The 26,510-nt window shown below is 54.2% G+C and carries 24 protein-coding genes and 3 tRNA genes; 12 read left to right on the forward strand and 15 right to left on the reverse strand.

Features of this window, described 5'->3' with window-relative positions; all coding sequences use genetic code 11:
• Complete coding sequence (locus ACMGG1_RS06810; protein WP_122079886.1) at positions 1–1,155, reverse strand: MFS transporter; 1,155 nt, start codon at positions 1,153–1,155, stop codon at positions 1–3.
• A gap of 54 nt (positions 1,156–1,209) precedes the next feature.
• Positions 1,210–1,614 carry a DUF4186 domain-containing protein gene (locus ACMGG1_RS06815; RefSeq protein ID WP_122079885.1) on the reverse strand — a complete coding sequence of 135 codons (405 nt, stop codon included), beginning with the start codon at positions 1,612–1,614 and terminating at the stop codon, positions 1,210–1,212.
• Positions 1,615–2,335: 721 nt separating this feature from the next.
• On the opposite strand from ACMGG1_RS06815, the gene ompC reads away from it, so the two are divergent.
• Complete coding sequence (ompC, locus tag ACMGG1_RS06820) at positions 2,336–3,466, forward strand: porin OmpC (RefSeq protein WP_201896192.1); 1,131 nt, start codon at positions 2,336–2,338, stop codon at positions 3,464–3,466.
• Between the two features lie 154 nt (positions 3,467–3,620).
• Positions 3,621–4,037 carry a VOC family protein gene (locus ACMGG1_RS06825; RefSeq protein ID WP_392455621.1) on the forward strand — a complete coding sequence of 139 codons (417 nt, stop codon included), beginning with the start codon at positions 3,621–3,623 and terminating at the stop codon, positions 4,035–4,037.
• Here ACMGG1_RS06825 and ACMGG1_RS06830 read toward each other — a convergent pair.
• Positions 4,031–4,609 (reverse strand): TetR/AcrR family transcriptional regulator, encoded by a 579-nt coding sequence (locus ACMGG1_RS06830; RefSeq protein ID WP_414161239.1) that lies wholly within the window; start codon positions 4,607–4,609, stop codon positions 4,031–4,033. The genes ACMGG1_RS06825 and ACMGG1_RS06830 overlap by 7 nt on opposite strands.
• 112 nt (positions 4,610–4,721) lie before the next feature.
• Here ACMGG1_RS06830 and ACMGG1_RS06835 point away from each other — a divergent pair, with 112 nt between their 5' ends.
• On the forward strand, positions 4,722–5,189 hold the full coding sequence (locus ACMGG1_RS06835; RefSeq protein ID WP_414161240.1) for a DUF1348 family protein: 468 nt from the start codon (positions 4,722–4,724) through the stop codon (positions 5,187–5,189).
• A 6-nt stretch (positions 5,190–5,195) separates the two neighbouring features.
• On the opposite strand, the gene ACMGG1_RS06840 is transcribed toward ACMGG1_RS06835, so the two are convergent.
• Entirely contained in the window at positions 5,196–6,098 is a 903-nt protein-coding gene (locus ACMGG1_RS06840; RefSeq protein WP_414161241.1) for a LysR family transcriptional regulator, read from the reverse strand.
• 79 nt (positions 6,099–6,177) lie between these two features.
• On the opposite strand from ACMGG1_RS06840, the gene blaSPR reads away from it, so the two are divergent.
• Positions 6,178–7,074: an SPR family subclass B3 metallo-beta-lactamase gene (blaSPR, locus tag ACMGG1_RS06845; protein WP_414161242.1), complete on the forward strand. Its 897-nt coding sequence runs from the start codon at positions 6,178–6,180 to the stop codon at positions 7,072–7,074.
• Between the two features lie 60 nt (positions 7,075–7,134).
• Here blaSPR and ACMGG1_RS06850 read toward each other — a convergent pair whose 3' ends face one another.
• Entirely contained in the window at positions 7,135–7,575 is a 441-nt protein-coding gene (locus ACMGG1_RS06850) for a DUF2946 domain-containing protein (RefSeq protein ID WP_414161243.1), read from the reverse strand.
• Between the two features lie 168 nt (positions 7,576–7,743).
• On the opposite strand from ACMGG1_RS06850, the gene ACMGG1_RS06855 reads away from it, so the two are divergent.
• From ACMGG1_RS06855 to ACMGG1_RS06870, 4 genes are all read left to right on the forward strand, one after another.
• Positions 7,744–9,150, forward strand: coding sequence for a PepSY-associated TM helix domain-containing protein (locus tag ACMGG1_RS06855; protein ID WP_414161244.1), 1,407 nt, complete (start codon positions 7,744–7,746; stop codon positions 9,148–9,150).
• 67 nt (positions 9,151–9,217) lie between these two features.
• Positions 9,218–9,547 carry an osmotically-inducible lipoprotein OsmE gene (gene osmE / locus ACMGG1_RS06860; protein WP_041414766.1) on the forward strand — a complete coding sequence of 110 codons (330 nt, stop codon included), beginning with the start codon at positions 9,218–9,220 and terminating at the stop codon, positions 9,545–9,547.
• A 156-nt stretch (positions 9,548–9,703) separates the two neighbouring features.
• A tRNA-Ser gene (locus ACMGG1_RS06865) sits at positions 9,704–9,791 on the forward strand.
• A gap of 6 nt (positions 9,792–9,797) precedes the next feature.
• Positions 9,798–9,873 (forward strand) — tRNA-Thr (locus ACMGG1_RS06870).
• A 245-nt stretch (positions 9,874–10,118) separates the two neighbouring features.
• Here the strand turns inward: ACMGG1_RS06870 and ACMGG1_RS06875 are convergent.
• The 3 genes from ACMGG1_RS06875 to ACMGG1_RS06885 all read right to left on the reverse strand — a co-directional run bounded on the left by ACMGG1_RS06875 (position 10,119) and on the right by ACMGG1_RS06885 (position 12,292).
• Positions 10,119–10,195 (reverse strand) — tRNA-Pro (locus ACMGG1_RS06875).
• A gap of 78 nt (positions 10,196–10,273) precedes the next feature.
• Positions 10,274–12,055: an LPS biosynthesis-modulating metalloenzyme YejM gene (gene yejM, locus ACMGG1_RS06880; RefSeq protein ID WP_128864592.1), complete on the reverse strand. Its 1,782-nt coding sequence runs from the start codon at positions 12,053–12,055 to the stop codon at positions 10,274–10,276.
• A 9-nt stretch (positions 12,056–12,064) separates the two neighbouring features.
• Complete coding sequence (locus ACMGG1_RS06885; RefSeq protein WP_020827787.1) at positions 12,065–12,292, reverse strand: YejL family protein; 228 nt, start codon at positions 12,290–12,292, stop codon at positions 12,065–12,067.
• Between the two features lie 304 nt (positions 12,293–12,596).
• On the opposite strand from ACMGG1_RS06885, the gene yejK reads away from it, so the two are divergent.
• Positions 12,597–13,607, forward strand: a complete 1,011-nt coding sequence (gene yejK, locus ACMGG1_RS06890) for a nucleoid-associated protein YejK (RefSeq protein ID WP_414161245.1) — start codon at positions 12,597–12,599, stop codon at positions 13,605–13,607.
• Positions 13,608–13,691: 84 nt separating this feature from the next.
• Here yejK and rplY read toward each other — a convergent pair whose 3' ends face one another.
• On the reverse strand, positions 13,692–13,976 hold the full coding sequence (gene rplY, locus ACMGG1_RS06895) for a 50S ribosomal protein L25 (RefSeq protein ID WP_020827785.1): 285 nt from the start codon (positions 13,974–13,976) through the stop codon (positions 13,692–13,694).
• A 162-nt stretch (positions 13,977–14,138) separates the two neighbouring features.
• Positions 14,139–15,896, reverse strand: coding sequence for a DEAD/DEAH box helicase (locus ACMGG1_RS06900; protein ID WP_046373083.1), 1,758 nt, complete (start codon positions 15,894–15,896; stop codon positions 14,139–14,141).
• A gap of 309 nt (positions 15,897–16,205) precedes the next feature.
• Here ACMGG1_RS06900 and rsuA point away from each other — a divergent pair, with 309 nt between their 5' ends.
• The 3 genes from rsuA to ACMGG1_RS06915 all read left to right on the forward strand — a co-directional run bounded on the left by rsuA (position 16,206) and on the right by ACMGG1_RS06915 (position 19,114).
• Entirely contained in the window at positions 16,206–16,919 is a 714-nt protein-coding gene (gene rsuA / locus ACMGG1_RS06905) for a 16S rRNA pseudouridine(516) synthase RsuA (RefSeq protein WP_128864591.1), read from the forward strand.
• Between the two features lie 39 nt (positions 16,920–16,958).
• On the forward strand, positions 16,959–18,167 hold the full coding sequence (locus tag ACMGG1_RS06910) for a Bcr/CflA family multidrug efflux MFS transporter (RefSeq protein WP_115060986.1): 1,209 nt from the start codon (positions 16,959–16,961) through the stop codon (positions 18,165–18,167).
• Positions 18,168–18,769: 602 nt separating this feature from the next.
• On the forward strand, positions 18,770–19,114 hold the full coding sequence (locus tag ACMGG1_RS06915) for a YejG family protein (RefSeq protein WP_048759243.1): 345 nt from the start codon (positions 18,770–18,772) through the stop codon (positions 19,112–19,114).
• Positions 19,115–19,123: 9 nt separating this feature from the next.
• Here the strand turns inward: ACMGG1_RS06915 and yejF are convergent, their stop codons facing one another.
• The 5 genes from yejF to ACMGG1_RS06940 form a co-directional block, all read right to left on the reverse strand.
• On the reverse strand, positions 19,124–20,716 hold the full coding sequence (gene yejF, locus ACMGG1_RS06920; protein WP_187961688.1) for a microcin C ABC transporter ATP-binding protein YejF: 1,593 nt from the start codon (positions 20,714–20,716) through the stop codon (positions 19,124–19,126).
• A gap of 1 nt (position 20,717) precedes the next feature.
• A complete protein-coding gene (locus ACMGG1_RS06925) occupies positions 20,718–21,743 on the reverse strand; it encodes an ABC transporter permease (protein ID WP_020827779.1) in 1,026 nt (341 codons plus the stop codon).
• The gene (locus tag ACMGG1_RS06930; RefSeq protein ID WP_048759238.1) at positions 21,740–22,834 is read right to left on the reverse strand and encodes a microcin C ABC transporter permease YejB; all 1,095 of its coding nucleotides are present in this window, start codon (positions 22,832–22,834) and stop codon (positions 21,740–21,742) included. The genes ACMGG1_RS06925 and ACMGG1_RS06930 overlap by 4 nt, the downstream gene beginning before the upstream one ends.
• Positions 22,835–22,844: 10 nt before the next feature.
• The gene (locus ACMGG1_RS06935; protein WP_414161246.1) at positions 22,845–24,653 is read right to left on the reverse strand and encodes an extracellular solute-binding protein; all 1,809 of its coding nucleotides are present in this window, start codon (positions 24,651–24,653) and stop codon (positions 22,845–22,847) included.
• Positions 24,654–24,742: 89 nt separating this feature from the next.
• The gene (locus ACMGG1_RS06940) at positions 24,743–26,329 is read right to left on the reverse strand and encodes a cyclic di-GMP phosphodiesterase (protein ID WP_046373088.1); all 1,587 of its coding nucleotides are present in this window, start codon (positions 26,327–26,329) and stop codon (positions 24,743–24,745) included.
• Positions 26,330–26,510: the final 181 nt, after the last annotated feature.

A 26,510-nucleotide genomic window follows, 5' to 3' on the forward strand; every position in this document is an offset into this window, starting at 1 on the left:
TCAACGGGTTATCGCCCGGGCGCTGGCGGTAACAGCCAGCAGTAAGACGGCAACGCAGGCAAAGGCGACCGTCAGGCTGGAGAACTGGGCGATAAAGCCGATTAACGCCGGCCCGGCGAGAATACCGGCATAGCCTACGGTAGTCACTGAGGCGATAGCCAGATTGGCCGGCATATCATGTTGATTGCCTGCGGCACTGAACAGGATCGGCACCACGTTAGAGGCACCCAACCCTACCAGCATAAACCCGATCAACGAGACCATGGCATTATCGAACACAATCGCCATGCTCAGACCGATAGCGGCACACAGGCTGCCGAGCAGCAAGACCTTATATCTGCCCAGGGCGTTGACGATGCGGTCACCGTTCAACCTGCCGAGGGTCATGGTGATGGAGAACAACGCATAGCCTAATCCGGCCTGGCTGTGGTCAACCCCACGCAGGGTAGTGAGGAACAGGGCGCTCCAGTCGAGCATCGACCCTTCCGCCAGGAACATGATAAAGCACAGAATGCCGATAAACATGACCCAACCGCGTGGCACGACGAACATCGGTCCACCTTCTTCACCGCCGCTTTCGCGCAGCAAATTGCGGCTGGCTACGGTTAGCAACGCCGCGATGGTCAATACGGTGACACAGGTCGCCAACAGAGGGGAGAGTCCCAGCCACAACATGATGCTAACGCCCCCGGCGCCGGCAATGCCGCCAACGCTGAAGAAACCATGAAAGCCCGACATCATTGCCTTGCCGCTGGCACGCTCGACCACCACGGCCTGTATATTCATTGCCACATCGATCATGCCAATTGCTGCGCCAAACAGCAGCAGTGCCAACGCCATGCCCAGGGTGGTATTCATCAGCACCAGCAGCGGTAAATCGATGCACAGCGCCAAACCAGCAAGCAAGATCACCGGCCGACAGCCCAATCTGCCGGTCAGAAAACCGGTGAGCGGCATCGCCAGCATCGAACCCGCACCAATGCACAGCAGCAACAGACCGAGAGAGCCATCATCAATGCCGATGCGCGCTTTGGCGAAGGGAACCAGGGGCGCCCAGGCGGCCATGCCGAACCCGGCGACAAAAAAGGCCAGCCGCGTGGCGATCTGAGCCGGTACCCCGGGTTTTTGCTGTTCATTGCATAAGGTGGATGTCATGTGGGCTTTGGGATCTATTGTGGAAGAGGGACTGAAAGTTATGGAATGTTTTTATCACAATCCGCGATCCGGGTCGAAAGGAATTGCGCCGTCATTGGCCTTCGGTGCTGCGCGACGTTCCAGCCACAGGCCAATGACCTGCACAATATACTGCTTTTGCTGTTCGCTAAGTGCTTGCCCTTGCGGAATGTTATGCCACTTGGCCAGGCAACCACGACAACAGGTCGCGGTGGCGTGCTGGGCGACAAACACCGGATGGCCGCGCATGGGGGTCTGCTTGCCGTCATTGTTCGGAAAAGGCGCAGCCAACCGTTGATCGATAAAATCTCGTGCATGGCTGAGGATCAGCGGCAAGCCTTTGGTTTCAAAATAAAGCTGGTCTTTGGGATTCAGACGAAATTTGGCGCGGAAAGGGGAGCTTTGTAGCCGACGCCATAGCGCTTCGGGTTGAAATAGCATGGTTCATCTTCTTCGGGGCATTTTGTGCAGGTTATCAAAATAGCAACCGTGCGACCAATGTTGTCGGTTCAAAACCCTGCAGCACGAAGCGAAAGTTATTTAAGCAATAAAATGCATTCCAAATTAGTGCGCTTAATAAGTAGTCTAAAACAGAAGAAAAGATTAGCTATTAGTGCGGAACTTAATTGGGGGGATAATATCTTCAAGTGATTATTTTTTGGCATAAAGTGCGAATTAAGATGAAATGTGAGCTAAGTATGAGGAAATAAAAAACCGGCCATAAGCCGGTTGAAGTGTACAGAATGTACAAAAAATTATCTTACAGATAATGAAGGTAATAATGAAAATAATGATGATAGCGGGATTATTATAACGTCAGCGTTATGGGATTCTTTTGGCACAATGTGCTTATTGATAGTGACTTTTGTATGGCTATCTTTTTTTTCTTAGGTTTTTGTATAACTACATGATTTTATATCTATAAGTGTGTTTTTTGTCATTGCGTGCCTTATTTTTTATGTCTGTAATGTTTTGTGTAAGTTCGCTCAATTTTACATTTGGAAACCTTTAATAATCACACTGAAACACTATCGGATACTTGGTATCATTTTCTTTCTGGATTAATATTACCCTTGTTACCAGAATGGTAATGCACAGTCGTGCTAATAATGCTCAAAAGGGCAGTGGCCATAGCTCGACATAATAAACGAGGATAATAACAATGAAACTTCGAGTTCTTTCTCTGATCGTCCCCGCACTGCTGGTTGCAGGCACCGCAGGTGCGGCGGAAATCTACAACAAAGACGGCAATAAACTGGATCTGTACGGTAAGATCAATGGTCTTCACTATTTCTCTGACAACAATGGCTCCGATGGCGACATGTCTTATATGCGTTTCGGCCTGCGTGGCGAAACACAAATCAGCGACCAGTTGACCGGTTTTGGTCAATGGGAATATCAGGCAAACCTCAACCACGCTGAAAGCCAAGACAACAAGAACTTTACCCGTTATGGCTTTGCCGGCCTGAAGTTTGGCGATTACGGTTCATTTGACTACGGCCGTAACACCGGCGTGCTGTATGACGTTGCCGCTTATACCGACTTGCAGCCAGAGTTCGATGGCTCCACTTACGGTGCCGACCAATTCATGTTCCAACGTTCCAGCGGTTTGGCAACTTACCGTAACACCGACTTCTTCGGTCTGGTTGACGGCCTGAACTTTGCTCTGCAGTACCAGGGTAAAAACGGCAACGGCGAAGAGTCTAACAACGGCCGTGAAGTTCTCAATCAGAACGGCGACGGCTACGGCATGTCGGTGAACTACGACATCGGCTATGGCATCAGCGCGGCAGGTGCCTTCTTTAGCTCCAAACGTACCAGCGAGCAAAACGGCGGTGGCGCATACAGCGGCATCATGGGCCGTGGCGATCGTGCTGAAGGTTATTCTGGCGGTCTGAAATATGACGCCAACGACGCTTACCTGGCCGTGATGTTCACCCAGTCTTACAATGCCGCACGCTTTGGCTCTACCAGCAGCGACGCTTACGGTTATGCCAACAAGGCGCAAAGTATCGAAGCTTACGCACACTACCAGTTTGACTTCGGTCTGCGTCCATTCGTTGGTTATAACCAAACCAAAGGTAAAAACCTGGGTCTGGCCGCTAACGGCAAGGATTACGGCGACGAAGATCTGGTCAAATTTGTGGATCTGGGTGCGACCTACTTCTTCAACAAAAACATGTCCACCTACGTTGACTACAAAATCAACCTGTTGGACGACAACGACTTCACCAAGTCTGCCGGGATCAACACCGACAACGTGGTTGCCGTGGGCCTGGTTTACCAGTTCTAAGCAACAGAGTGTGAGTGTCACCACGCGGCCTTCGGGCCGCGTTTTTTTTTGCCTGCGGTTTGGCACGAATTGGCATGAATGAGGCACGGATTGCCATTCTGAGATCCTGCGGCTTACCTAAACTTTCTACACAGAGATAAATCAGGAGGTTAGCATGGAACTCAGCATAAATCGGGTGGTTGAAACCGTACTGTACGTCAAAGATATCGAACGCGCCGCTGCATTCTATCAGCAGGTTTTAAAACTGCCGGTGATGGTGGCGAACGAGCGTTTCCGCGCTTACAACGTCGGTGAACAAAGCGTGTTGCTGTTGTTTATCGAAGGGGACTCGCTGAAAGGCGCGCATTATCCAGAAGGGTATATCCCCCCGCATGACGGCAGCGGGCCACTGCATATCGGGTTAGCGGTGGCGAAAGAACAGTTGCCGCATTGGGAGCAACATCTGACGACTCAGGGGATCGAGATAGAAGGGCGGATGAGCTGGGATCACGGCGGTGAGAGCATCTACTTCCGCGATCCCGACGGTCACCTGATGGAGCTGGTGACGCCGGGGATTTGGGCCAATTACTGATGATGCCAAACTTCGGCTAAGGCCTTCAGCGTTTCCCTCAACAGCAATAAGGCATTCTGCGGTTGCTGCTCTATTTGCACCTTGACGATCGCCCCGTCAATCAGCATCGCCAGCATCTCTGCCCGTTGTTCTCGTTCCGGGCCAAGGGGCAGATAGCGAGCGAGCTCCTCGGCCATTTGCTGCTTGTGTCGGCGGGCGATGTCCAGGCTTTCCGGCAACATATCCGCCAGTTCAACCGCCGTATTGATAAAAGCGCAGCCGCGGTAGTGCGGATCGCTAAACCATTCCTCAAGACAAGGCACCAAGGCAGGTAAGACATCCCCGAACTGCTCGACATACTGTGACAGTGACTGACTGAACCAGCTCAACCATTGCTCATGACGGTAAGCCAGAAACGCCTCAATCAACTCGTTTTTACTGGGGAAATGACGATAAAAGGTCACTTTTGCTACGCCAGATTCGCTGATGATGCGATCGATACCGGTCGCTCGCACCCCATCGCGGTAAAACAGATCGTGGGCAGTCAGCAGGATACGCTGGCGTGGGGGCAGAGGTTGGGGAGCTGCGTGCATTTAAATACTTCCATAAAATAGGCTGCGATGATTGTAGACAACTCTGTCTACTTGCGCTAGCGTAATTGTGTAGACAAATCTGTCTACATCAATTTAACCTCCGAGGTAAGCTATGAGCATTAAACCCCCCTTGCCGCCCTTTACCCGTGAATCGGCGATTGAGAAAGTCCGTTTGGCGGAAGATGCCTGGAACAGCCGCGATCCGGAAAGGGTAGCACAGGTCTATTCGGTCGATACCCATTGGCGTAATCGCGCTGAGTTTGTTGATGGCCGTGAGGCTGTCTGTGCTTTTTTGCAACGCAAGTGGGCAAAGGAATTGGAATATCGGCTGATCAAAGAATTATGGGCATTTGACGGGGCGCGCATCGCAGTGCGTTTTGCTTACGAATGGCGTGATGACTCCGGCAACTGGTACCGCAGTTTTGGTAACGAGAACTGGGAGTTCAATACGGATGGCCAGATGATCAACAGACACGCCTGCATCAACGATATGCCGATCCGCGAGCAGGATCGGCAATTCCACTGGCCGCTCGGTCGCCGCCCGGATGATATTGCGTCCCTGAGCGAGTTTGGCTTCTGATTACCGTTAGTGATAATAGGGTTTGAGTTCCGCATGGAGAGAGGAGATCAGCCGTTTTTTCCACTCGATTTCACCCTGGCGATAGTGTGAAAACAGATAACCAATCGCCAGATCGTCCAGGATCGGCAGGGCGTACAGTCCCTGCTTGTCCTGCTGTGCGTTGAACCAGGGTTGCGGAACTACCGCCATCAGTGGCGCTGCGCGCAGTACCGGTGGCAACTGCGCGTAATCGGCACAGCTGAGCTGGATCCTGCGTTGTAAACCCTGGCGTTCCAACTGACGGTCAAGTTCGTTCTCTGCCTGTGGCCAGGGATGGCAGTAATAGTGCGGGTAGTCTGCCAGTTCACCAAATGTCAGCCGGCTTTTGTGACCTAATACCTGGCGCAACGGCGATCCGAATACCGCCACCAGGCGGGTGCTGCCAATAAGCTCATAACGCAGCGCGCTGGTGCGCTGTTGGTGATCGCCAACGGCAATCACCATATCTACCGCGCCTTCCAGCAGCTCAGTGCGCCATGAACGTCGCTCAAAGTTTTGGCAGCGGATATCGGCATTGGCAAGCGTGCTTTTCTGCGCCAGCAACGGCAATAAGATCGGATGCAGTGCCGGCGGCACAACCAGGGTGAAATGCCGTGGCGCGTCCGGCACATGGCCGAACAATTCACTGTCCAGCGAAGAGAACAAGGGCGTTAGCGTTTCTTTAAGCGACAGGGCAAACAGCGTCGGCACCTGGCGATGCCCTTCCCGCCGGAACAGAGGCTCATCCAGCACCTCACGCAAGCGGGCCAGGGCGTGACTGACGGCAGAAGTGCTGATACCGAGCTTATCCGCCGTTTTCTGGCTGGATCCGGTGCTGGTCAACAGGTAGAGCACTTTCAGCAGGTTCATGTCCATTTGCAGGATGTTCATTAATAGCCTTTTAAATTGAATACGCTTCAATATTAGGCTGAGTATACTTCAGCCCTGTTTTTCCCCGTAGAGCTGAAACATGAAAAAAAACATGGGTTATCTGATGGCTATGACATTCTCACTGTGCTTTAACGCTCAGGCACAGCTCGATCCTGCGCAACCGTTGTCCAGTGCGCCGCCCTATTCACTGTTTGAGCAATGGGCGCAGCCGGTGGCGCCATTCCAGATTTTCCCTCAGGTGTATTATGTCGGCACACGCAACCTTTCTTGCGTGCTGTTCAGCACGCCGGAAGGATTGATTCTTATTGACGCGGGGTTGGATGCCAGTGCACCGGTGATAAAATCCCATATTGAGGCATTGGGTTTCAACATCAAGGAGTTGCGATTCATTCTTAACAGTCACGCACGTCTCGATCAGGCTGGAGGCATCGCTCGTTTGAAAGCCTGGAGCGGGGCGAAAGTGGTTGCCAGCGCCGCCAATGCCCAACAGTTGGCACGGGGAGGAAAACAGGATTTTGCCTTGGGAGATGCACTTGGTTTCCCTCCGGTGAAGGTCGACATTATCGTCGGGCAAGGGGATAGCGTTACTTTGGGCGGGCTGAAATTTACGGCGTTAATGACGCCGGGGCATTTGCCTGGCGCCACTTCATGGACGACCACGCTGCGGCAGAGCGGGAAAACCTATCGGCTGGTCTATGCCGACAGTTTGGCAACCCCGGACTACTATCTGGTCGATAACAAAAACTACCCGAGTCTGGTGCAGGACATCCGCAGCAGCTTTAGGCTTTTGGCCCAGCAGCACGCGGATATTTTTATCGCCAATAAGGGAACGCGCTTCGATCTGGAAAATAAAATGGCGCGACTTCAGGCTGGCGATCGGGAAGCTTTTGTCGATCGGCTGGGGTTACAGCAATATGTGCAACAGTCTCAACGGGCTTTTGAGACGCAGTTAAAACAGCAGCAAAGTAAAGATTAAGTTATCTTTCTATTTTATTTTGGCGCAATTAACCCTACCCAATAAAATAAGGTATGTGATTTAGATATATTTAACAAAATTAATGAGGATGAAAGGTGGCGCCCGGGTTTGATAAGGCGGAAAGGCAGAGGGGATAATAATGTGAAAAAGATTTTGAATAAGGGATGGCGCGCGTTGAATATTGATCGCCGGGAGTGCTGACGGCAAAATGACCAGTGGCGGGCTGTGATGAAACAGGCTGCAGTAGCCACAGAAGTTAAAACAGTCGCCGGTGCTCATGTCCGCCATGTTGTGCCCTGCCGGCGGGCTATCGGCGAGGTTCTGGCTCATCATTGTCCTGTGTCCAGCATGCTCCGCACTCATGGACATGCCAGTCATCTCGCTGTTATCCATGCTATTTTTTGCAAGATGGGTGGAAATTGATGGCGCGATGAATATCATCAACATAGCGAACAGGCCCAGCCAGGCCAGCGTGCACATATGTTGAATTGACAGTTTCACCAGGAGCGTCCTTGCAGGGTTAAAGCGTAAAGGAATGACAATGTCAGCAGTTGTTCCACTATTGTAACATTGATGAGAATTAAGCTAAACAGAGAAGAAATCTGTTTGTTAAATGAGTTTAATTCGGGTAAATTCCGGGTAATTCCATTTGACCACGGATGACTTATCATGTCTGAACGCAATATTGCGTTGCCTGCTGCTGCGCAGAATATTAACCCGCAGGTGACTACTCGCAGTTGGTTTATTCCGTTGGCTATGCGGATTCATTTTTATATTGGTTTTTTTGTTGGGCCGTTTTTACTTATTGCGGCATTGAGTGGCATATTTTATGCCTTGACGCCGCAAATTGAATCACGGCTTTATGCCCCGCAGTTGTATAACGACAGTACCGGTCCGGCACTGCCGTTAAAACAGCAGATTATGGCCGCTCAGGCGATAGCGCCATCAAAAGCTTCTCTGTCGGCAGTGCGTCCTTCTCCGGCGGAGGGCGAGAATACCCGGGTACTGTTTAACGTCGCAGGGCTTCAGGCTTCGGAACGTTTGGCGGTGTTTGTTGATCCGGTTACGGCGCAGACGCACGGCGTAATGACGGTTTATGGTACCAGCGGCGTATTGCCGTTGCGCACCTGGCTGGACCAATTTCACCGTAGTCTGTTGCTGGGGGATGTAGGGCGCAATTACAGCGAGTTGGCAGCCTCCTGGCTATGGATTGCCGCGCTGGGGGGGCTGATCCTCTGGGGGGCGCGCAGGCGTAAGAAGGTAACGCGTCAGCGTGGTGGTTTACGCAGGTTACATGAAAAAAGTGGCGTACTGCTGCTGGTCGGCCTGCTGTTCTTTTCTGCCACCGGGCTGACCTGGTCACAGTGGGCCGGGGAGAACATCAGCGTGCTGCGCCAGCAATTCGGCTGGTCGACGCCCTCGCTGTCTACGGCGATCAACGGGCAGGACGCTGTGCCTGCCGGCGCTCATGCGGAACACCATGAGCATATGATGGTCAGGGCGGAACCGCCTCAGGATGGCGCCATGTATGACAGGGCCCTGGTCGGTGCACGGCAGGCCGGTATCGACGCCGCCAGGGTTGAAATCAAGCAGCCGGCGATGGCGGGGCAGGCCTGGACGGTCATGGAGATCGATCGCCGTTGGCCGACGCAGGTTGATGCTGTTGCTATCGATCCCGTAACCCTGGCCATTACCAATCGCGTCAGTTTTGAACAATACCCGCTCGCGGCAAAATTAACGCGCTGGGGAATCGATTTGCATATGGGCGTCCTGTTTGGCCTGGTCAATGAGCTGGTGCTGGTGGTCTTTGCCGCCGGGTTGGTGGCGATGGTGGTGATGGGGTACCTGATGTGGTGGCGAGGTCGGCCAACGCGAGTAGTACGTAAACCTGCCCGTTCCCCCTTTATGTTGCTGCGCAAAACGCCAAAAGGGCCGCTGTTGCTGATTGTCTGCCTGACGCTGCTGCTGGGCTTTTGTTTACCGGTGATGGGCGTCAGTTTACTGATGTTTCTGCTGTGTGATTTGCTGTGGTATCTGGCTACGCGACGGCGTAAACCGCACCTATCGACAAAGTGAAATTTGTAGAAAAGCCTTTCCTCTTCTAGACTTAGAGTACAACAAACGTACTCCAAGAGGACAAGTCATGACGAACAAGCTGATTTTAGCCGTTTGCACAGCAGCGACATTTTCTATTCTTGCCGGCTGTACGGCTTATGACAGGGCCGCCAGTTACGTTCAGGAGCCTGTGGTCAGTGATGTCAAAGTAGGGATGACCAAACAGCAGGTTCGTGCCATTGCCGGTCCACCGTCAACCACGGCGACTTTGGTTCACGCTCAGGGGACTTGCGACACCTATGCGGTAGCGCCGCGTGACGGGAAAGTGCAAACCTATTTTGTTAGCTACAGCGATACCGGACATGTGATGAACAAAGGCTATCAGACCTGTTCTGATTACGACTCACAGCCTAAATAATCCCCGATTAAGTGAGCAATCCAGCCCCGCTTTTGCGGGGTTTTTCATTTTTTAACCGTTAGCGGCTTGAAGTTTAAGCAAACGCACTTTTTCCTGCATTTTTTTTCATGAAACGATAGACATTTCATAACGGTAGCGCTAATATCTGCGCCCATTGGAAGGATGGCCGAGTGGTTTAAGGCAACGGTCTTGAAAACCGTCGAGTGTAACAGCTCCCAGAGTTCGAATCTCTGTCCTTCCGCCAAATTTAGCCGGCTTAGCTCAGTAGGTAGAGCAACTGACTTGTAATCAGTAGGTCACCAGTTCGATTCCGGTAGCCGGCACCATATAAGCAGTACCGACGCTCAAAGCGTCTACGGACCCCAGTAATCTTCGCGATTGCTGGGGTTTTTCGTTTTGGCTCCTATAGTTAGTACCTAATGCCAGTCTCTAAGCGCGCATAGCCCAACAATGGGGGAATATAACCCCGTAGCGGCCAGGCGTGAGAACAGGCCGATTAGATTAAAGGAGCCAATTTCGTAAATGACAGACGAAAAAAAACCTGCTTTAAAGCAGGCTTTTCTCATTAATTTGGTCGGCATGAGAGGATTCGAACCTCCGACCCCCGACACCCCATGACGGTGCGCTACCAAGCTGCGCTACATGCCGACGCTGTGGGAAATAATACTACCCTTTCCCAATCTCAAAGCAAGAGCGAATTCGCCTGACTGCTTGTATTTTAAGCGATTAGTTGGCGATAAAGCGCTTCACGTCGGTCAACACCTGCAGCAACAGAGCGAGCTGTGGTTTTTCGTCTTTGATCTCTTTGTCGTTTTTATCGTACGCATGGTAATTGCCGCTGCTGTCCAACACCAGGGTTTGCGTTGGTGTGGTGATCACCAACAGGCTGTTATCACCGGTAGCCACCCAGTTGTTTCTGCGTTGGGCCGTAAACAGGTCTTCACCCTGCGAGTAGTCTTTCGGGGACGTTTTCACGTGCAGCAAACGCTGCATTAGCGTACGCATTACGTCATTGTGACCGGTCAGTTTATTGATGGTCTGCGCTGGCGTACCCGGCCAGTGGATAATCAACGGCACCTGTAGCTGCTGTTGGCTGAAACTGCGGCCTGCGCCCCAGTAACCTTTACCGGTGTCGTTAAATTCAACGCCGTGCTCTGCGGTGATCACCACCACGGTTTTATCCAGTACGCCACGCTCTTTGAGCGTGTTGAGCACCTGGGCAATCTGCGCATCCACATCCTGTGCGCCGGCCCGGTAGCGCTGAATAAAGTCAGCCGGGGCAGGGGTTTTCTCATTGGCTGCCGGTTCTGCACCGCGGAAGTTGATGTAAGAGAACCACGGAGCGTTGCTGTTTTGATCGGCCAACCAGCGTTGCCACTGCTGCGTGGTCACCGCATCATTTTGCTGGACAGGTGCCGGCAGCGTGAAATCGGTCAACAGCGCCTGGCGATACAGGCTGGCGTTAAAGCCGTCGGATGAGAACAAACCAAATTGATAACCCTGGGCGCTTAGCGCACTGATCAGAGCGGAAGGTTTGCGCGCGGCAAGAATGCTGTCCAGATAGGTCGGCGAAATGCCGTAGAACAGGCCAAACAGGCCGGTATCTGCATGATTGCCAGAGCTGTAGTGATCGCTAAAGCGAATGTTTTCCTGGGCGAAGCGGCTGAGGGCAGGCATATCCTGCTTCATATCCTGTTGACGTACGCCGTCTACCACGATCATCAGCAGGTTATAACCGCTGCCTTTGTCGTCGTAGCTGAGGTCGTTAAGAGGATATTCCACCGCAACGGCTTCCGGATTCCCTTGCTGCACCAGCCGACGTTCATATTCTTGCGAATCGAGCAGGCCGTGTTTCTCAAGGAATTTACGCGCGGTCATTGGATACGACAGCGGCAGGTTCGCCCGCTGCATGGTGATCGGGCGATAGAAATTGGCATCGGCCCAGATATAAATCAGGTGCGAGGCAAAGAAGGCGCTGATAAACAGCACCGCCAGAGGCTTGCCGAAACGTTGGCGGTTCAGGCTGCGCAGCTTTTGCCAGCTCCAGGTGCCAAACAGCATCTCCACCAGGAAGATCACCGGCACACAGATAAACATCAGCTGCCAGTCGCGCGCCAGCTCACTTTGATCCGGGTTGACCACCAGCTCCCACACCACCGGATTAAGGTGAAGGTGGAAATGCGTAAAGACCTCGCTGTCGACCAGCAACAGCGTCAGGCCGGTGGTGGCCAGCGCGGCGGAGATAAATCGCAACAGCCGCTGCGACATCACCACAAAGGTGAGCGGGAAAATAACCAGCAGGTAGCCGGCGAAAACGATAAAGCTGAAATGCCCCAGTAAGCTGACCAGGGCATAAACCCGGCCCAACAGGGAAGAGGGCCAGTCAGTGACAAACAGGTAGCGGCTACCCAGCCCGAGGGCGAGCAGGATATTGAATAAGGCGAACCAGTGCCCCCAGCTGATCATCTGGGAGACTTTTTCACGATAACGCTGACGGTTTGTCACCATAAGTATTTATTAATGCGCTTTATCTTCACGAATAGAAGCTTGCAGGGCTTCTGCAAACGATCTTGCCAACGTTTTCCGCTGAACTGGAGCAACGCTGGTATTGATCAAATTAGTCACCATGTTGCCCAGCACCATCAAAGACAGATCGGTGGGAGTATGGTGTTTTTCCAGAACATTAACCAGCTCGGAGAGCAGTTGTTCGACGTGTTCGTCACTGTAACGGGATGATTGTGGCATAAAAATTGCGCTCAAAGCCTGACAAAGTCCCATATCTTACCGTATAGGACAGTGATTTTCTGCTCTTTTATCGATTCCCTTTGTCTTTCAAACCCTAGCGTGGCGAGAGGAGCCTGCGGGCCATATCAATGATTCTGCGCGATTGCCGGTGTATAGCCTGTAATACGTCGGTGAATCGAGGTATTTAGCGCCTGTATGGATGGTGGAAATATATTGATCGTCGACGGGTTGAACACTGCTTTAAAGTTGCAGCGCGGGGGCCTTCAGTGTTTGAATACGCGCTAAAAGAACAGGAGGATTTACCATGAGTCTGGATATCGACCAGATTGCTCTGCACCAGTTGATCAAACGTGACGAACAAACGCTGGACGTGGTGCTGCGCGATACTCTGCTGCCCACCAATGCGGCGGTAGAAGAGATGATGGAAGAGCTGCATCGTGTCTACAGCGCCAAGAGCAAGGCTTACGGCCTGTTCAACGAGGGCAGTGAACTGGCGGACGCGTTGCGCACCTGCCGTAAGGAAGACAAAGACTTTCTGGCTTTCAGCCGTGCAGCGACCGGCCGTCTGCGCGATGAGCTGGCCAAATATCCGTTTGCCGAAGGTGGCGTGGTGCTGTTTGGCCAGTACCGTTACCTGGCGGCGGAGTATTTATTGATTGCGGTCCTCAACAGCCGCAACAGTTCGCGCGTTAACGAAGAACTGGATATCAACACCACCCATTATCTGGACATCACCCACGCCGACATCGTCGCGCGTATCGATCTGACCGAGTGGGAAACCAATCCGGAATCGACCCGTTACCTGACCTTCCTGCGTGGACGTGTGGGCCGTAAGGTTTCCGATTTCTTTATGGACTTCCTGGCGGCGGCGGAAGGGCTGGACACCAAGGCGCAGAACCGCGGCTTACTGCAGGCGGTTGACGATTATTGTGCCGATGCGCAGCTGGACAAAAATGAACGCCAGTCGGTGCGCCAGCAGGTTTACAGCTATTGCAACGAGCAGCTGCAGGCCGGTGAAGAGATCGAGCTGCAGGAGCTGTCGAAAGAGATTGCGCCGGTGGGCGAGAAAGATTTTCTGCAGTTTTCCAGCGAGCAGGGCTATCAGTTGGAAGACAGCTTCCCGGCCGATCGCGGTACGCTGCGTCAGTTAACCAAGTTTGCCGGCAGCGGCGGCGGCATCAGCATGAACTTTGACGCCATGCTGCTGGGGGAACGTGTATTCTGGGATGCGGCGACCGACACGCTAACCATTAAAGGCACGCCGCCGAACCTGCGCGATCAGTTACAACGTCGTTTGGGCGGCGGCAACAAATAATTTCGCCGGATCGCAGACAATAAAAAACGCCGCAATTGCGGCGTTTTTTACTTCGGCGTCCCGAAAAGCTCGAATACGTTGCGATTACGCGCGAACGAAGTCGATGTGGGTCAGCTTCGGCTTGAACGGGTGACGCTGTACAGCCTGAACTTTAACTTTGGTTTCTTTACCGTCGATAACCAGAGTTACAGCTTCGCTGTAGAATTCTGCTTTAGCTTCCATGTTCTTAACAGAATCATGGTCCAGCTCGATGGAAACTGGAGCTTCTTCGCCACCGTAAACGATAGCTGGGAATTTATTTGCTGCACGCAGGCGGCGGCTCGCACCCTTACCCTGGTCTTTACGTACTTCTACATTGATAGTGAACATTGTTTTTTCTCTTAAAAGAAAATTTACCCTGCTACAGGCGACCCAGTAGCAAGTTCGATAACCTGCTTTAGCACCGGGCGAACCCAGGCAAAGCGGGCGGCATTTTAACGGAAAGCCGCCCACAGGGCAATGGAAACCTGCCTGATTTGCAAGGGGCAAAGATCAGTACAGCTCATTGGCGCGGCGGAAGCGTCCTTGATAATCGAACACTTTTTCTCGTACCTGCCAGAATTGACCGCGTTTGCGCGCCACAACAAAATCCGGATGACGCAGCAGCGCTTGCTTGGCCAGCACGTCGGCGGCATTTTGCCAAGCGAACGGCACCCCAGGCGCACGCTGATGTGGGCGCAGGAACAGCATGTCGAAGGCTTTGCGTTGCGCCGGCGTTTGCAATCGAAAACGTTCGCTGGTGCTGGTGCCATCTTCGTCGTAATAGGTCGCCTTTAGCCACTCGCCTTTTTCATCGCGGCCGCTTTGCAACTCCATGCCGCCACAGCGTAATACCAGGGCGTCTTTCAGCTTCAGCGCCGCCTTCAGCATATCGTCGGGATCGACCAGCACCTCCTGACACTGATGGCAGCGGCGAGCGGCAATGTCGTTCTCCGCACCGCAGTGCGGGCAGCTTTTGAAACGAAAACGGTAATCGCACTGCTCGCGATGGCCTTCATCGTCCTCCAGCCAACCCTGACAGCGGCGACCGTAATGTTCGATGATATCGCCATTCTCGGTGCACTTGCCCCAGAACAGGTTGGCGAAGCCACAGCCGGGACAAAATACCTGCACCGGTTGGCTATCGCTGTGCGGCTTGCTGACCCCCACCTCCGGCGTGAACAGGTCGTGCGGGTTCCCGGCGTAGTCGAGGATCAGACAATCCTCTTTGCCGGGGGCCAGCCGCAGCCCGCGGCCGACGATTTGTTGATATAGGCTAACGGACTCTGTTGGGCGCAGGATGGCGATCAGATCAACATGCGGTGCATCAAAACCGGTGGTCAGTACCGCCACATTCACCAGATAGCGCAATTGCTGCTGTTTGAACGCTTCAATCAGGGCATCACGCTCGGCGGCAGGGGTTTCTGCGCTGACCAACGCGGCCTCGCCTGACGGCAACAGACCGTGAACTTCACGGGCGTGCTCAACGGTGGAGGCGAAAATCATCACCCCCTTACGCGTTTCGGCGTATTCCACGATTTGGCTGATGATATGCGGAGTGATGCGATTTTGCTGCTTCAGTTCGCGGTTCAGGTCCACCTCGCTGAACAGGCCGTTGCTTCTGGCCTCCAGACGGCTGAAGTCATACTGCACAATCGGCATGTCCAGCCGTTCCGGCGGCACCAAATAGCCGTTCTTGATCATGTAACGCAGCGGCAGCTCATAAATGCAGTCGCGGAACAGGCTGCTGGCATCGCCGCGGGTAAAGCCGTGATAGTGATACTGATAAATCCAGCCTTTTCCCAGCCGGTACGGGGTGGCGGTCAGTCCCAGCAGCCGCAGCTGTGGGTTGGTTTTCTGCAGATGCTGAATAATCTGTTGGTACTGGCTTTCGTCGTCGTCACTGATGCGGTGGCATTCGTCGATGATCAGCAGGGAAAATGCGCCGTCGAACAGCGACAGATTGCGCGCCACCGATTGAACGCTGCCAAATACCACCTTACCGGCGCTGTCTTTTTGCTGCAGACCGGCGGCAAAGATATCCGCCTCCAGTCCGTAAGCGCGATATTTGGCGTGGTTTTGCGCCACCAGTTCTTTCACGTGGGCCAACACCAGGACCCTGCCGCGCGCGCGCTTCGCCAGCTCGGCGATCACCAGGCTTTTACCGGCGCCGGTCGGCAGCACAATCAGCGCCGGCTGCGGGTGCTGGCGGAAATGTTTAATGGTGGCTTCGACCGCTTCCAGTTGGTAGGGGCGCAGAGTAAAGGCCATAAATTAACGCCGTGGATTGAGAAGGGCCATCGGGAACAGGTTTTGTAACATCTGAACCCACAAAAACAGTGACATTCTACTCCCCTGATGGCTAAAAAATTTCTATTATTATGCCTTCTGAGCGCGCGCGGTGCGAGAAGCGTGGAAATTACCTCTGTCAGGGGGCCGTTTCCGCCGCTATACTCGTGTGACAGTAATCGCTGTTCCCCCCTCTTCGAACCTGCCCTGTTGCACCTGGTGCAACGGTGGGTGTCATATTTTAGCAATACGATCAATGCGATCATAACAACGACAGGCAAAGCAGATTCAATGCGACTGGACAAGTTTTTATCTCAGCAGTTAGGTGTTAGCCGTGCGCTGGTAGCGCGTGAACTTCGGGCCAAACGCGTCACCGTCGACGGTGAAGTGGTTAAGAGCGGAGCCCTGAAACTGACTCCGGAGCAGGTGGTGGCGTTTGACGGCAACCCGCTGCAGCAGCTCACGGGCCCGCGCTACTTTATGCTCAATAAACCGCAGGGTTACGTGTGTTCTACGGACGATCCCGATCATCCGACGGTGCTGTATTTCCTCGATGAGCCGGTTGCCTATAAGCTGCACGCCGCCGGTCGCCTGGACATCGATACCACCGGCTTGGTGCTGATGACCGACGACGGTCAATGGTCGCATCGCATCACCTCACCGAAACACCACTGTGAGAAAACCTATCTGGTGACGCTGGAACATCCGCTGGGGGAAGACACCGCGCAGCGCTTTGCCGAAGGCGTGCAGTTGCATAACGAAAAAGATCTGACCCGTCCTGCGCAACTGGAAAAGATAGAAGACAACCTGGTGCGTTTGACCATCAGCGAAGGGCGTTATCACCAGGTGAAACGCATGTTTGCAGCGGTCGGCAACCGGGTTATTGAACTGCACCGCGAACGTATCGGTGCCATCGTGATGGATGAGGATCTGGCCGAGGGCGAATACCGTCCGCTGACCGAAGAAGAGATTGCCAGCGTGGGCGCACCGCACCTGCAGGATTAATTCATTACTTCACTACGGCTGATGAAGGAGTCGTTGAACGTGCAACAGAACCGGTCATCTCACCTCGGTTTGATTTTTATTCTGGGCCTGCTTTCCATGCTGATGCCATTGGCTATCGACATGTATTTGCCCAGTATGCCGGTGATTGCCAAACAGTTCGGCGTCGAGGCGGGCAGCGTGCAGATGACGCTCAGCGCCTATATGCTCGGCTTTGCTTTGGGGCAGCTGTTCTACGGGCCAATGTCAGACAGTATCGGCCGCAAGCCGGTGATCCTGTGGGGAACGCTGATCTTCGCGATTGCCGGCGGCGCCTGTGCGATGGCGCAGTCGATCGACCAGTTGATCAACCTGCGTTTCCTGCACGGGCTGTCTGCGGCGGCGGCGAGCGTGGTGATTAACGCCCTGATGCGCGATATGTTCACCAAGGACGAATTCTCACGCATGATGTCGTTTGTCATCCTGGTGATGACCATCGCCCCTTTGCTGGCGCCGATGATCGGCGGTGCGCTGCTGCTGTGGTTCAGTTGGCATGCGATTTTCTGGACCATGGGCGCGGCGGCGCTGATCGGTTCGTTGCTGGTGGCGTTCTTTATCAAGGAGACGCTGCCGAAGGAGCGACGGCAGAAATTTCATCTGCGAACCACGCTGGGCAACTTCGCTTCATTGTTCCGGCACAAGCGGGTGCTGAGCTACATGCTGGCCAGCGCCTTCTCGTTTGCCGGCATGTTCTCGTTCCTCAGCGCCGGGCCGTTTGTGTATATCGAGCTTAATCACGTATCGCCGCAGCATTTTGGTTACTATTTTGCGCTGAACATTGTGTTTTTGTTCCTGACAACGTTGGTCAACAGCCGCAATGTGCGGCGGCTGGGGGCGATCAAAATGTTCCGTTTGGGCCTGTTTGTTCAATTGGCGATGGGGTTGTGGTTACTGGCGGTTAGCGCAATCGGCCTGGGCTTCTGGGCGTTGGTGCTGGGCGTGGCGGTGTATCTGGGCTGTATCGCCATGATTTCGTCAAACGCCATGGCAGTGATCCTGGACGATTTCCCGCATATGGCGGGCACCGCTTCCTCTCTGGCCGGTACGCTACGTTTCAGTATTGGTGCGCTGGTGGGCGCGGTACTGGCGATGGCGCCCGGCAAGAGCGCCTGGCCGATGGTCTCGTCGATGGCGTTGTGCAGTATCGTTGCGGTACTGTTCTATTTATACGCCAGCCGGCCGCGCCATAAAGCCTCACCGAACACGCCGTAGTTCTCCCCCTGACTCAGGCTCAACGTTACGTTTGGGCCTGAGTGGGTTGCACCTTCCGTTTTGCCTCCCTGAACTTCAATGACGTCAGTCGGTTTATTGCTAAGCCTCCACGCGCCAATCAACAGGTTGCCGTTTATGCTGTGTGCTTTTTGTTAAATAAATTGCTCTGCCTGTGGCAAGCGGCGGCGGGTATTTACACTCCGGGGTTTGAGGGGAAATCGGCGGGTGTTTAGGTTAGGGGCATTGATAATCAAGGCATTAACTTAAGGTTGACCTCGGCGTCAAGAAGTTAAATGTTTCCACAATGTAAAATTATAAAGAGCGAAAAGTAACCGCATTGAGAGAAAAAAGAGTTGAGATTGCGGCGGGAAAGGGTTACATATAACGCAAAAATGCGAGCTGAGTCGCAAAATGCTGTGAAACGACAACGCAGAGTGTCTGAAAAACGGCAGGACATCAGTAAGCGCAGGGGTAAGTTAACTGCCTGTGACATTATTTACATTTAAATAACATTCATGGGCGGCAGAGTCGGGACGCAGCGGCTATAACTTAGTTACCCTGTCAGGTTAAAAGCGTTTCATTTTTCAAACTAGGGATTTCATGTGGAAAGTATCCAACTTTCGGTAGTGCATCGCTTGCCGCAAAGTTATCGTTGGCTATCAGGCTCTACCGGCGTCAAGGTCGAACCGATTCCGATCAGCGGAATAGACGAAGATAACAACCTGATTGGCCTGAAACTGCTCAGCCATGAAGGGGCTGACGCCTGGCAGGTCATGCAGCAGCTTAATCTGTCTTTGCAGGAGATTCAGGTCGACTGCGCCATCGTGGAGTGGGAAGGGGAGCCTTGCCTGTTTGTGCAACGCTGTGACGAAAGTACCACCCTGTGCCGGCTCAAAAACGTCGGTGCCGCTATCGCCGAACCCATGAGTGCGCAATACCCTTTCTGACTCCCGCCGCTAGTCCGCCAACTGCAACAGCTGCTGCGTATAAGCGGCGGCGGGCGAGTTAAAGATCGTCTGACAATCGCCTTGCTCAACCACCTCTCCCTGTCGCAATACAATGACCTGATGACACAGCGAACGCACTACCTGCAAATCGTGGCTGATAAACAGATAGGCCAGCCGATGGCGTTGTTGCAGTGATTTCAGCAACGTCAGGATTTGCGCCTGCACCGATTTGTCCAGCGACGAGGTTGGCTCATCCAGGATCAGCAACTGCGGTTGTAAAATCAGCGCACGTGCGATGGCGATACGTTGGCGTTGGCCGCCGGAAAACTCGGTTGGGTAACGGTGGCGCAAAGCAGGATCCAATCCCACTTCTTGCAATACCTCGATCACCCGCTGTTCTCGCTGCTCGGCACTCAGTTTCTGGTGTACTTCCAGACCTTCGGCAATAATTTGCAGCACGTTCAGCCGAGGGTTCAGCGCCGAGAAAGGATCCTGGAACACAATCTGCATCTGGCTGCGGTACGGCAGCATTTGCTTCATGCTGAACTGGTGCAGCGGCTGGCCGTTAAACCACATAGCGCCTTTGGCACTCAGCAGACGCAATAGCGCCAGCCCGGTAGTGCTTTTCCCCGAACCAGATTCTCCTACCAGCCCAACGCTTTCCCCGGCCTTCAGCTCAAAACTCAAATCCTTCAGTGCATAATGATGACCGACCGTGCGGCGCAGCAAACCGCGTTTGATCGGGAAGCTGACCTGCAGGTTTTCCACCTTCAGCAGCGGAGCGGCATCCGCCGGCAACGGCAGCGGATCGCCCACGTTCTCCGCCGCCAGCAATTGCTGGGTGTAAGGATGCAGCGGCTGGCTAAACAGGCGGACACGGTCGTTCTGCTCAACGCATTGGCCCTGGCGCATCACCGCCACGTTGTCCGCCAGGCGACGCACAATATTCAGGTTGTGGGTGATAAACAGCAGCCCCATGCCCATTTCCTGCTTCAGCTCCTTCAGCAGCAGCAGAATTTGCGCCTGGATAGTCACATCAAGCGCGGTGGTGGGTTCATCCGCGATCAGCAATTTGGGCTGGGTCAGCACCGCCATGGCGATCATCACCCGCTGCCGCTCGCCGCCGGAAAGCTGATGCGGATAGTCTTTCAACCGTCCTTTGGCATTGCGGATACCGACGCGATCCAGGCATTGGATGATCTCGCCGCGTGCGACGTCGCGCCGCATGCCGCGATGCAGCGCCAGCACTTCGGCCAGCTGTTTTTCAATGGTGTGCAGCGGATTGAGCGACACCATCGGCTCCTGGAATATCATCGAAATCTGGTTGCCGCGCACCTTGCGTAGCTCGCCCTCTGGCGCATGCAGCAGCGAATTGCCGTTGAACTGGATATCGCCGGCGGTATAGACCACCGGAGGCGAGGGCAGCAGGCGCAATACCGACAGCGCAGTGACGCTTTTGCCTGAACCGGACTCACCCACCAACGCCAGCGTCTCTGCCTTTTCGATCTGCAGCGAAAGGCCGTTGACCACCGGGTTCAATACCTCTCCCTGACGAAAAGCCACGCCGAGATCCTGAATTGAAAGCAGAGGAGTGCTAGCCATATTAATGCGCCTTGCTGGGGTCAAAGGCGTCGCGTACCGCTTCGCCGATAAAAATGAGTAAAGACAGCAGCACCGCCAGCACCAGGAAAGCGGTGATGCCGAGCCACGGCGCCTGAAGGTTGTTCTTGCCCTGCAGCAACAGTTCGCCGAGCGACGGGGAGCCTATTGGCAGGCCGAAACCCAGGAAGTCGAGCGAGGTCAGGGTCGTGATGGAGCCGCACAGAATAAACGGCAAGAAAGTCAGCATCGCCACCATCGCATTGGGCAGCATATGGCGATACATAATGACCCGATCCTGCACCCCCATGGCGCGTGCGGCGCGGATATAGTCGTAGTTGCGGGTACGCAAGAACTCGGCGCGCACCACGCCCACCAGGCTCATCCAGCCGAATAAAATGGTGATGCCGAGCAGCCACCAGAAATTGGGTTGTACGATGCTCGACAACAAAATGATCAAAAACAGCGTCGGCATGCCCGACCACACCTCGATAAAGCGCTGGCCCCACAGGTCTATGCGCCCGCCGTAGTAGCCCTGTACGGCACCGACGCAAACGCCAATCACGCTGGAGAACAGCGTCAACGCCAGTCCGAACAGCATCGAAATACGAAAGCCATACAGCACGCGGGCCAGAACGTCGCTGCCGTTGCCGTCGGTGCCCAACAGATTGTGGCGTGAAGGCGCGGAGGGGAAGGGCACTTCGGTAGCGAAATTGATGGTGTCATAACTGAAACGGATCGGCGGCCAAACAGCCCAGCCGTGGCTGTCGATCTGTTTTTTTACGAAGGGATCCTGATAGTCGGTGGCGGTGTTCAGCTCGCCGCCGAAGGTTGTCTCGCTGTAGTCGATGATGAACGGCAGATACAGGCGCCCTTCGTAGCGCACCAGCAGTGGCCTGTCGTTGGCGATCAGGTTGGCCCCCAGGCTGAGGACAAACAGCACCAGAAAAATCCACAGCGACCAGTAGCCGCGGCGGTTGCTGCGAAAACGTGCCCAGCGCGCCTGGTTAATTGGGCTTAAGCGGCTCATTGGCGGGCCTCGAAATCAATACGCGGATCGACCAGGGTATAGGTGATATCGCTGAGAATATTCAACAGCAGGCCAATCAGCGTGAAGATATACAGCGTGCCGAACATCACCGGATAATCGCGCTGCAGCGTGGCGTCATAGCCCAACAGGCCCAGCCCGTTAAGCGAGAACATCACCTCGATCAGTAAAGAACCGGTGAAAAACATGCTGACAAAGGTCGCCGGGAAGCCGGCGATCACCAGCAGCATGGCATTGCGAAACACGTGGCGATAAAGGATTTTGTTCTCGTCCAACCCTTTGGCGCGGGCGGTAACCACGTACTGTTTGCGGATCTCGTCGAGGAACGAATTCTTGGTCAGCATGGTCAGGGTGGCGAAACCGCCAATCACCGTCGCCAGAACGGGCAGGGTGATATGCCACAGGTAGTCGGTGATTTTGCTGTACCACGGCAGGGTATCGAAATTGCTGGAAACCAGACCACGCAGCGGGAACCAGTCGAGATAGCTGCCACCGGCGAACAGCACAATCATCAGAATGGCGAACAGAAAAGCGGGAATGGCGTAACCGATGATAATCAGGGTGCTGCTCCAGGTGTCGAAGGCGCTGCCGTTATGTACGGCTTTGCGGATCCCCAGCGGGATCGACACCAGGTAAATGATCAGCGTACTCCACAGCCCCAGCGTAATGGAGACTGGTAGGCTATGACCGACCAGCTGCATCACCGACGCGCCGCGGAACAGGCTGTCGCCGAAGTCGAGGCGCATGTAATTCCACAACATGGTGAAATAGCGCTCGTGCAGCGGCTTGTCGAAGCCATAGCGTTTGGTGATTTCGGCGATCACTTCCGGATCCAACCCGCGGGAGCCGCGGTATTGACTGTCCGTGGCACTGGCAACGCCGGTGCGCGCATGCCCCAGGCCGTCGCCTATTCCGCCGCCGCCGAAGCCGCTGCTCTGGCCCATTTCGATAGTGGCGATGGCCTGATCGACCGGGCCACCGGGCGCAATTTGCACGATAAAAAAGTTAATGGTGATGATCGCCCACAGGGTGGGGATAATCAGCAGCAGTCTGCGAATTAAATAAGCCGCCATCGCAGATTCCTTATTGTTGTTGAGTCGGCAAACGCGCCGCCTTATTGACGTCAAACCACCAGTTATCGAAGCCGATCACATAGGCCGGGCGGATAGGCGGCGTGGAGAATTTGTCCCAGTACGCGTAGCGATCGTGATTGGAATACCACATCGGCAGCATGTACCTGTTCCAGGTCAGTACCCGATCCAACGCCCTGCCCAGCGGCAGCAGGGCTTTCTCGTCGCCCTGGTGCGCGGCGATCTGCCTGACCAGGCTGTCGACGGCCGGATCGGTGACGCCGGGGATATTCCAACTGGAGTTGATGTATTTGGAATCCCAAAGCGTCTCAAGGCTGGAGCTTGGGAAGGGCATAGCCAAATAGACCGTCGGCATCATGTCGAAATCACCGTCTCGCATACGCTTAGTGAACTGGGATATGTCGATCTCACGGATCTGCATATCGATGCCCAGCCGTTTCAGGTTGTGCTGGAACGGCAATACGTACTGGAAGTTGCTGCCGCTCAGCAGCATCAGTTCGAAGCTGAAGGGCTGGCCGGTTTTGCTGTTCACCAACCGCTGGTTTTTCACTTCCCAGCCGGCCTGGTTCAGCAACTGCGTGGCTTTCAGCAGGTTCTGGCGATCGTTGCCGCTGCCGTCGGAGGACGGTGGCTGGTAGATACTGGTGAAGACTTCCGCCGGTACCTTGCCCTTCAGCGGTGCCAGCAGCGCCAATTCAGCCGCGTCAGGATAACCGCTGGCGGCGTAAGGCGTATTTTGGAAATAGCTGTTGGTGCGTTGATAGGCATTGTAATACAGCGCCTTGTTCATCCAGTCAAAATCAAACGCCAGTGTGATCGCCTCGCGAACCTTGGGGTCGGCAAACAGCGGGCGTCTCATGTTGAAGGCCATCCAGCGGGTATTTTGCGCCGACTGGTTGGTTTCGTCCTGTTTGATTATATAGTTGCGGGCGAAATTGCCCCCCTGGTACTGGGTTGCCCAGTTTTTTGGCGAGCCTTCAATGCGGAAGTCATAGGCACCGGCCTTAAAGGCTTCCAGCGCAACTTTATCGTCCAGGTAGTAGTCGTAGCGGATGCTGTCGAAGTTAAAACGGCCACGGTTAACCGGCAGGTTAGCCGCCCAATAATCTCGCACGCGCTGATAGGTAATGTATTGGCCTAGGCGGTAGCTGGCAATCTTGTACGGCCCGCTGCTGAGCGGCGGCGTGCTCAGGGGTTCATTCAACTTGTGATCTTTCCAGAAGCTTTGCGGCAATATGGGGAGGCTAAACAGCCCCAGCAGTTTGTCTTTATCCGGCTGCGGGAATTCGATACGTACCGTCAGACGTGAGATAGCCTTGACCGTAATACCTTTGTAAGCGACGCGAAACTGCGGTACGCCCTCGGTCATAAACTTGTTAAAGGTGAAGGCCACGTCGGCGGCGGTGATGGGCGTGCTATCGTGGAAGCGGGCGCGGGCGTTGATATCGATCTCTACCCAGCGCATGTCGGCCGGGAAGCGGGCAGATTCGGCAATCAGCGGGTAGTAGCTGCCTATTTCATCGTCCGAGGTAGTAAACAGAGAGTCATACAATGCGTCGGTGCGTTCGCCGGGCACGCCGCGGGGGGCGTAGCGGTTGAAGTTATCATAGGTGCCGATCGCTGCCAGCCGCACATCGCCACCTTTGGGCGCCGCCGGGTTAACGTAGTCGTAATGGCTAAAGTCGGTGGAGTACTTGGGCTCACCGAGCTGGGCGAAAGCATAGCTTTCATTGAGGGTTTCAGCCTGCAGACCGAAACTCAGTGCTGAGAGCACCAGGGCAGCAAAAACGCGCACGGACATCTTGACGGTAAGCTCCTGCTGTAAAGTCAATTAAGCCTGCGGCCAGCATAACATTTGCCGCCGCGCCGCAGGGTAAAGAAGTTAAAAGATCAGCCCTTTAGCGCCTGATGATCCATCACGGTATGGGCATTGCAGAAGGCCACGAAGTTGTCGATGCTCAGTGGTCTGCTGTAATAATATCCCTGCATGAAATTCACGTCCTGTTCCTGCAGAAAGCTTACCTGTTCTGCGGTTTCTACGCCTTCCGCTACGGTTTGCATCTTCAGCTTTTTCGCCAGCGAAATCACCGCGTCCAGGACCGGGGCGGTGACCGTGTCCTGGCCGATGGAGTTAACGAAACCACGATCTATTTTCAGATAATCCATGCTAAAGCGTTCCAGATAGATCAGCGCGCTGTGGCCGGTACCGAAATCATCAATGGCGATCTCGATGCCCTGCTGGTGCAGCCAGTCGAACTCCGCCAGCGCATTGCCTTCTTCCACCATGCCGCGCTCGGTAATCTCAAAGACCAACGTAAAGTAATCGCCCGGCAGTTGCGCCAGCAATTCATACACGTCGTGATGGAAGGAGGGGGCACTAAGGTGGGAAGGGGAGATGTTCAGACCGAGCTTGGCCCCCTGCGGTAGCGCCGTCGCCAACTTGGGTGCATCTTCGGCAATCAGGCGGAACAGATGGCGCGTTAGCGGCACAATCAGCCCTTCGCTTTCGGCATAGGGAATAAACAGATCCGGCGGGATGCGGCCTTCAATCGGATGCTGCCAGCGGATCAAGGCTTCCAGCCCGCCGATGGTGCCGCTTTGAGTATGGAACACCGGCTGATATTCGATAAAGAATTCGTTGCGCTTGATACCGCGCATCAGGGCGCGTTCCGGGCTCTGGCGCAGCAACAGCATGTAATAACAGAGCACGCCGATCATTAATGACAGTACCAGGCTGCCCATCAGGGTCAGGCGGATATCGTTGGGCGTCAGCTTTTGGTTATAAAACAGAATGGTCATCGGCGTGCCGGCGATAGAGATGCGATCGGCTTTCTCGTTCGGTAACTGGTTCACCGGCATTAAATTCGGACTAAAGCTGGTCAGCGCACGATCGCCCAGGATAATAGCAATCGCCGGTGCCCGCTCCGGGCGAGAGGTAAACAACTGATAGGGCATAAGCGCGATATCCAGCGTCGCCAGCACACCGGTGTCTTCTTTTCCTGGTTGACGTAACCAGACGGCTACTGCCGGTTTCCCCGGTACCAGCGGCGTTCCCTGCTGCAATTTGAGATCCAACGACTGATGCGGGTCAATCTCCGGATAGATGTTTTTCAGCGCCAGCATCATTTCGCCGGTGGCCGAAGAGCAATAGGCAAAGCCATTTTTTACCAGCATAAAAGTGCGTACGCCGGAATGGAAAGCAGCCTGGTAAGTAATATCCGGTTGGCTGGCAGAACAGGGTCGGTCAATCAGCGGCATTAACTGCTGCATGATGGTTGTCAGATCATTAAGCGTATCGGCTGTGAATTTTTGTGTGCGTTGCTCGACCCGATGTTGATATTGCGTGCGCTGGTGGTCAATCAGAGAGAGTGTAATCGCCATGAACAGGATAAAAAAGACCAGGGCTACGATGGCGCTTTTAGCCAAACTGCGTCGTCTGTGAGAGACGTGGCGTGCAAATGCCCTTTTCAAGCCCATAAACCTGCCCCCTGAGCACGGCGTATCAATTTGTTTTTGTTATAGAGTGACTGCGTAATATATCCCAACGGCGCTGTTGCAGTCATTATTCATCGATTATTTAACGGTTGTTAATCGTTTAAATCAGGCATGACTACCATTATCCCATTTGACGATAATAGGTGAGTTTTTGATCGGTGCG

This window comes from Serratia sp. BNK-12 (genome assembly GCF_047456085.1).
GTDB classification, from domain to species: domain Bacteria; phylum Pseudomonadota; class Gammaproteobacteria; order Enterobacterales; family Enterobacteriaceae; genus Serratia; species Serratia liquefaciens.

Excerpts from the sequence above, each read along its gene's own strand:
- ACMGG1_RS06830 (WP_414161239.1), bottom strand. The coding sequence starts at position 4,609 with ATGCACGCAGCTCCCCAACCTCTGCCCCCACGCCAGCGTATCCTGCTG.
- ompC (WP_201896192.1), top strand. The coding sequence starts at position 2,336 with ATGAAACTTCGAGTTCTTTCTCTGATCGTCCCCGCACTGCTGGTTGCA.
- ACMGG1_RS06835 (WP_414161240.1), top strand. The coding sequence starts at position 4,722 with ATGAGCATTAAACCCCCCTTGCCGCCCTTTACCCGTGAATCGGCGATT.
- ACMGG1_RS06810 (WP_122079886.1), bottom strand. The coding sequence starts at position 1,155 with ATGACATCCACCTTATGCAATGAACAGCAAAAACCCGGGGTACCGGCT.
- ACMGG1_RS06855 (WP_414161244.1), top strand. The coding sequence starts at position 7,744 with ATGTCTGAACGCAATATTGCGTTGCCTGCTGCTGCGCAGAATATTAAC.
- ACMGG1_RS06840 (WP_414161241.1), bottom strand. The coding sequence starts at position 6,098 with ATGAACATCCTGCAAATGGACATGAACCTGCTGAAAGTGCTCTACCTG.
- ACMGG1_RS06930 (WP_048759238.1), bottom strand. The coding sequence starts at position 22,834 with ATGGCGGCTTATTTAATTCGCAGACTGCTGCTGATTATCCCCACCCTG.
- ACMGG1_RS06940 (WP_046373088.1), bottom strand. The coding sequence starts at position 26,329 with ATGGGCTTGAAAAGGGCATTTGCACGCCACGTCTCTCACAGACGACGC.
- rsuA (WP_128864591.1), top strand. The coding sequence starts at position 16,206 with ATGCGACTGGACAAGTTTTTATCTCAGCAGTTAGGTGTTAGCCGTGCG.
- ACMGG1_RS06885 (WP_020827787.1), bottom strand. The coding sequence starts at position 12,292 with ATGCCACAATCATCCCGTTACAGTGACGAACACGTCGAACAACTGCTC.
- ACMGG1_RS06900 (WP_046373083.1), bottom strand. The coding sequence starts at position 15,896 with ATGGCCTTTACTCTGCGCCCCTACCAACTGGAAGCGGTCGAAGCCACC.
- ACMGG1_RS06925 (WP_020827779.1), bottom strand. The coding sequence starts at position 21,743 with ATGAGCCGCTTAAGCCCAATTAACCAGGCGCGCTGGGCACGTTTTCGC.
- ACMGG1_RS06815 (WP_122079885.1), bottom strand. The coding sequence starts at position 1,614 with ATGCTATTTCAACCCGAAGCGCTATGGCGTCGGCTACAAAGCTCCCCT.
- yejF (WP_187961688.1), bottom strand. The coding sequence starts at position 20,716 with ATGGCTAGCACTCCTCTGCTTTCAATTCAGGATCTCGGCGTGGCTTTT.
- ACMGG1_RS06935 (WP_414161246.1), bottom strand. The coding sequence starts at position 24,653 with ATGTCCGTGCGCGTTTTTGCTGCCCTGGTGCTCTCAGCACTGAGTTTC.
- blaSPR (WP_414161242.1), top strand. The coding sequence starts at position 6,178 with ATGAAAAAAAACATGGGTTATCTGATGGCTATGACATTCTCACTGTGC.
- yejM (WP_128864592.1), bottom strand. The coding sequence starts at position 12,055 with ATGGTGACAAACCGTCAGCGTTATCGTGAAAAAGTCTCCCAGATGATC.
- ACMGG1_RS06825 (WP_392455621.1), top strand. The coding sequence starts at position 3,621 with ATGGAACTCAGCATAAATCGGGTGGTTGAAACCGTACTGTACGTCAAA.
- yejK (WP_414161245.1), top strand. The coding sequence starts at position 12,597 with ATGAGTCTGGATATCGACCAGATTGCTCTGCACCAGTTGATCAAACGT.
- rplY (WP_020827785.1), bottom strand. The coding sequence starts at position 13,976 with ATGTTCACTATCAATGTAGAAGTACGTAAAGACCAGGGTAAGGGTGCG.
- osmE (WP_041414766.1), top strand. The coding sequence starts at position 9,218 with ATGACGAACAAGCTGATTTTAGCCGTTTGCACAGCAGCGACATTTTCT.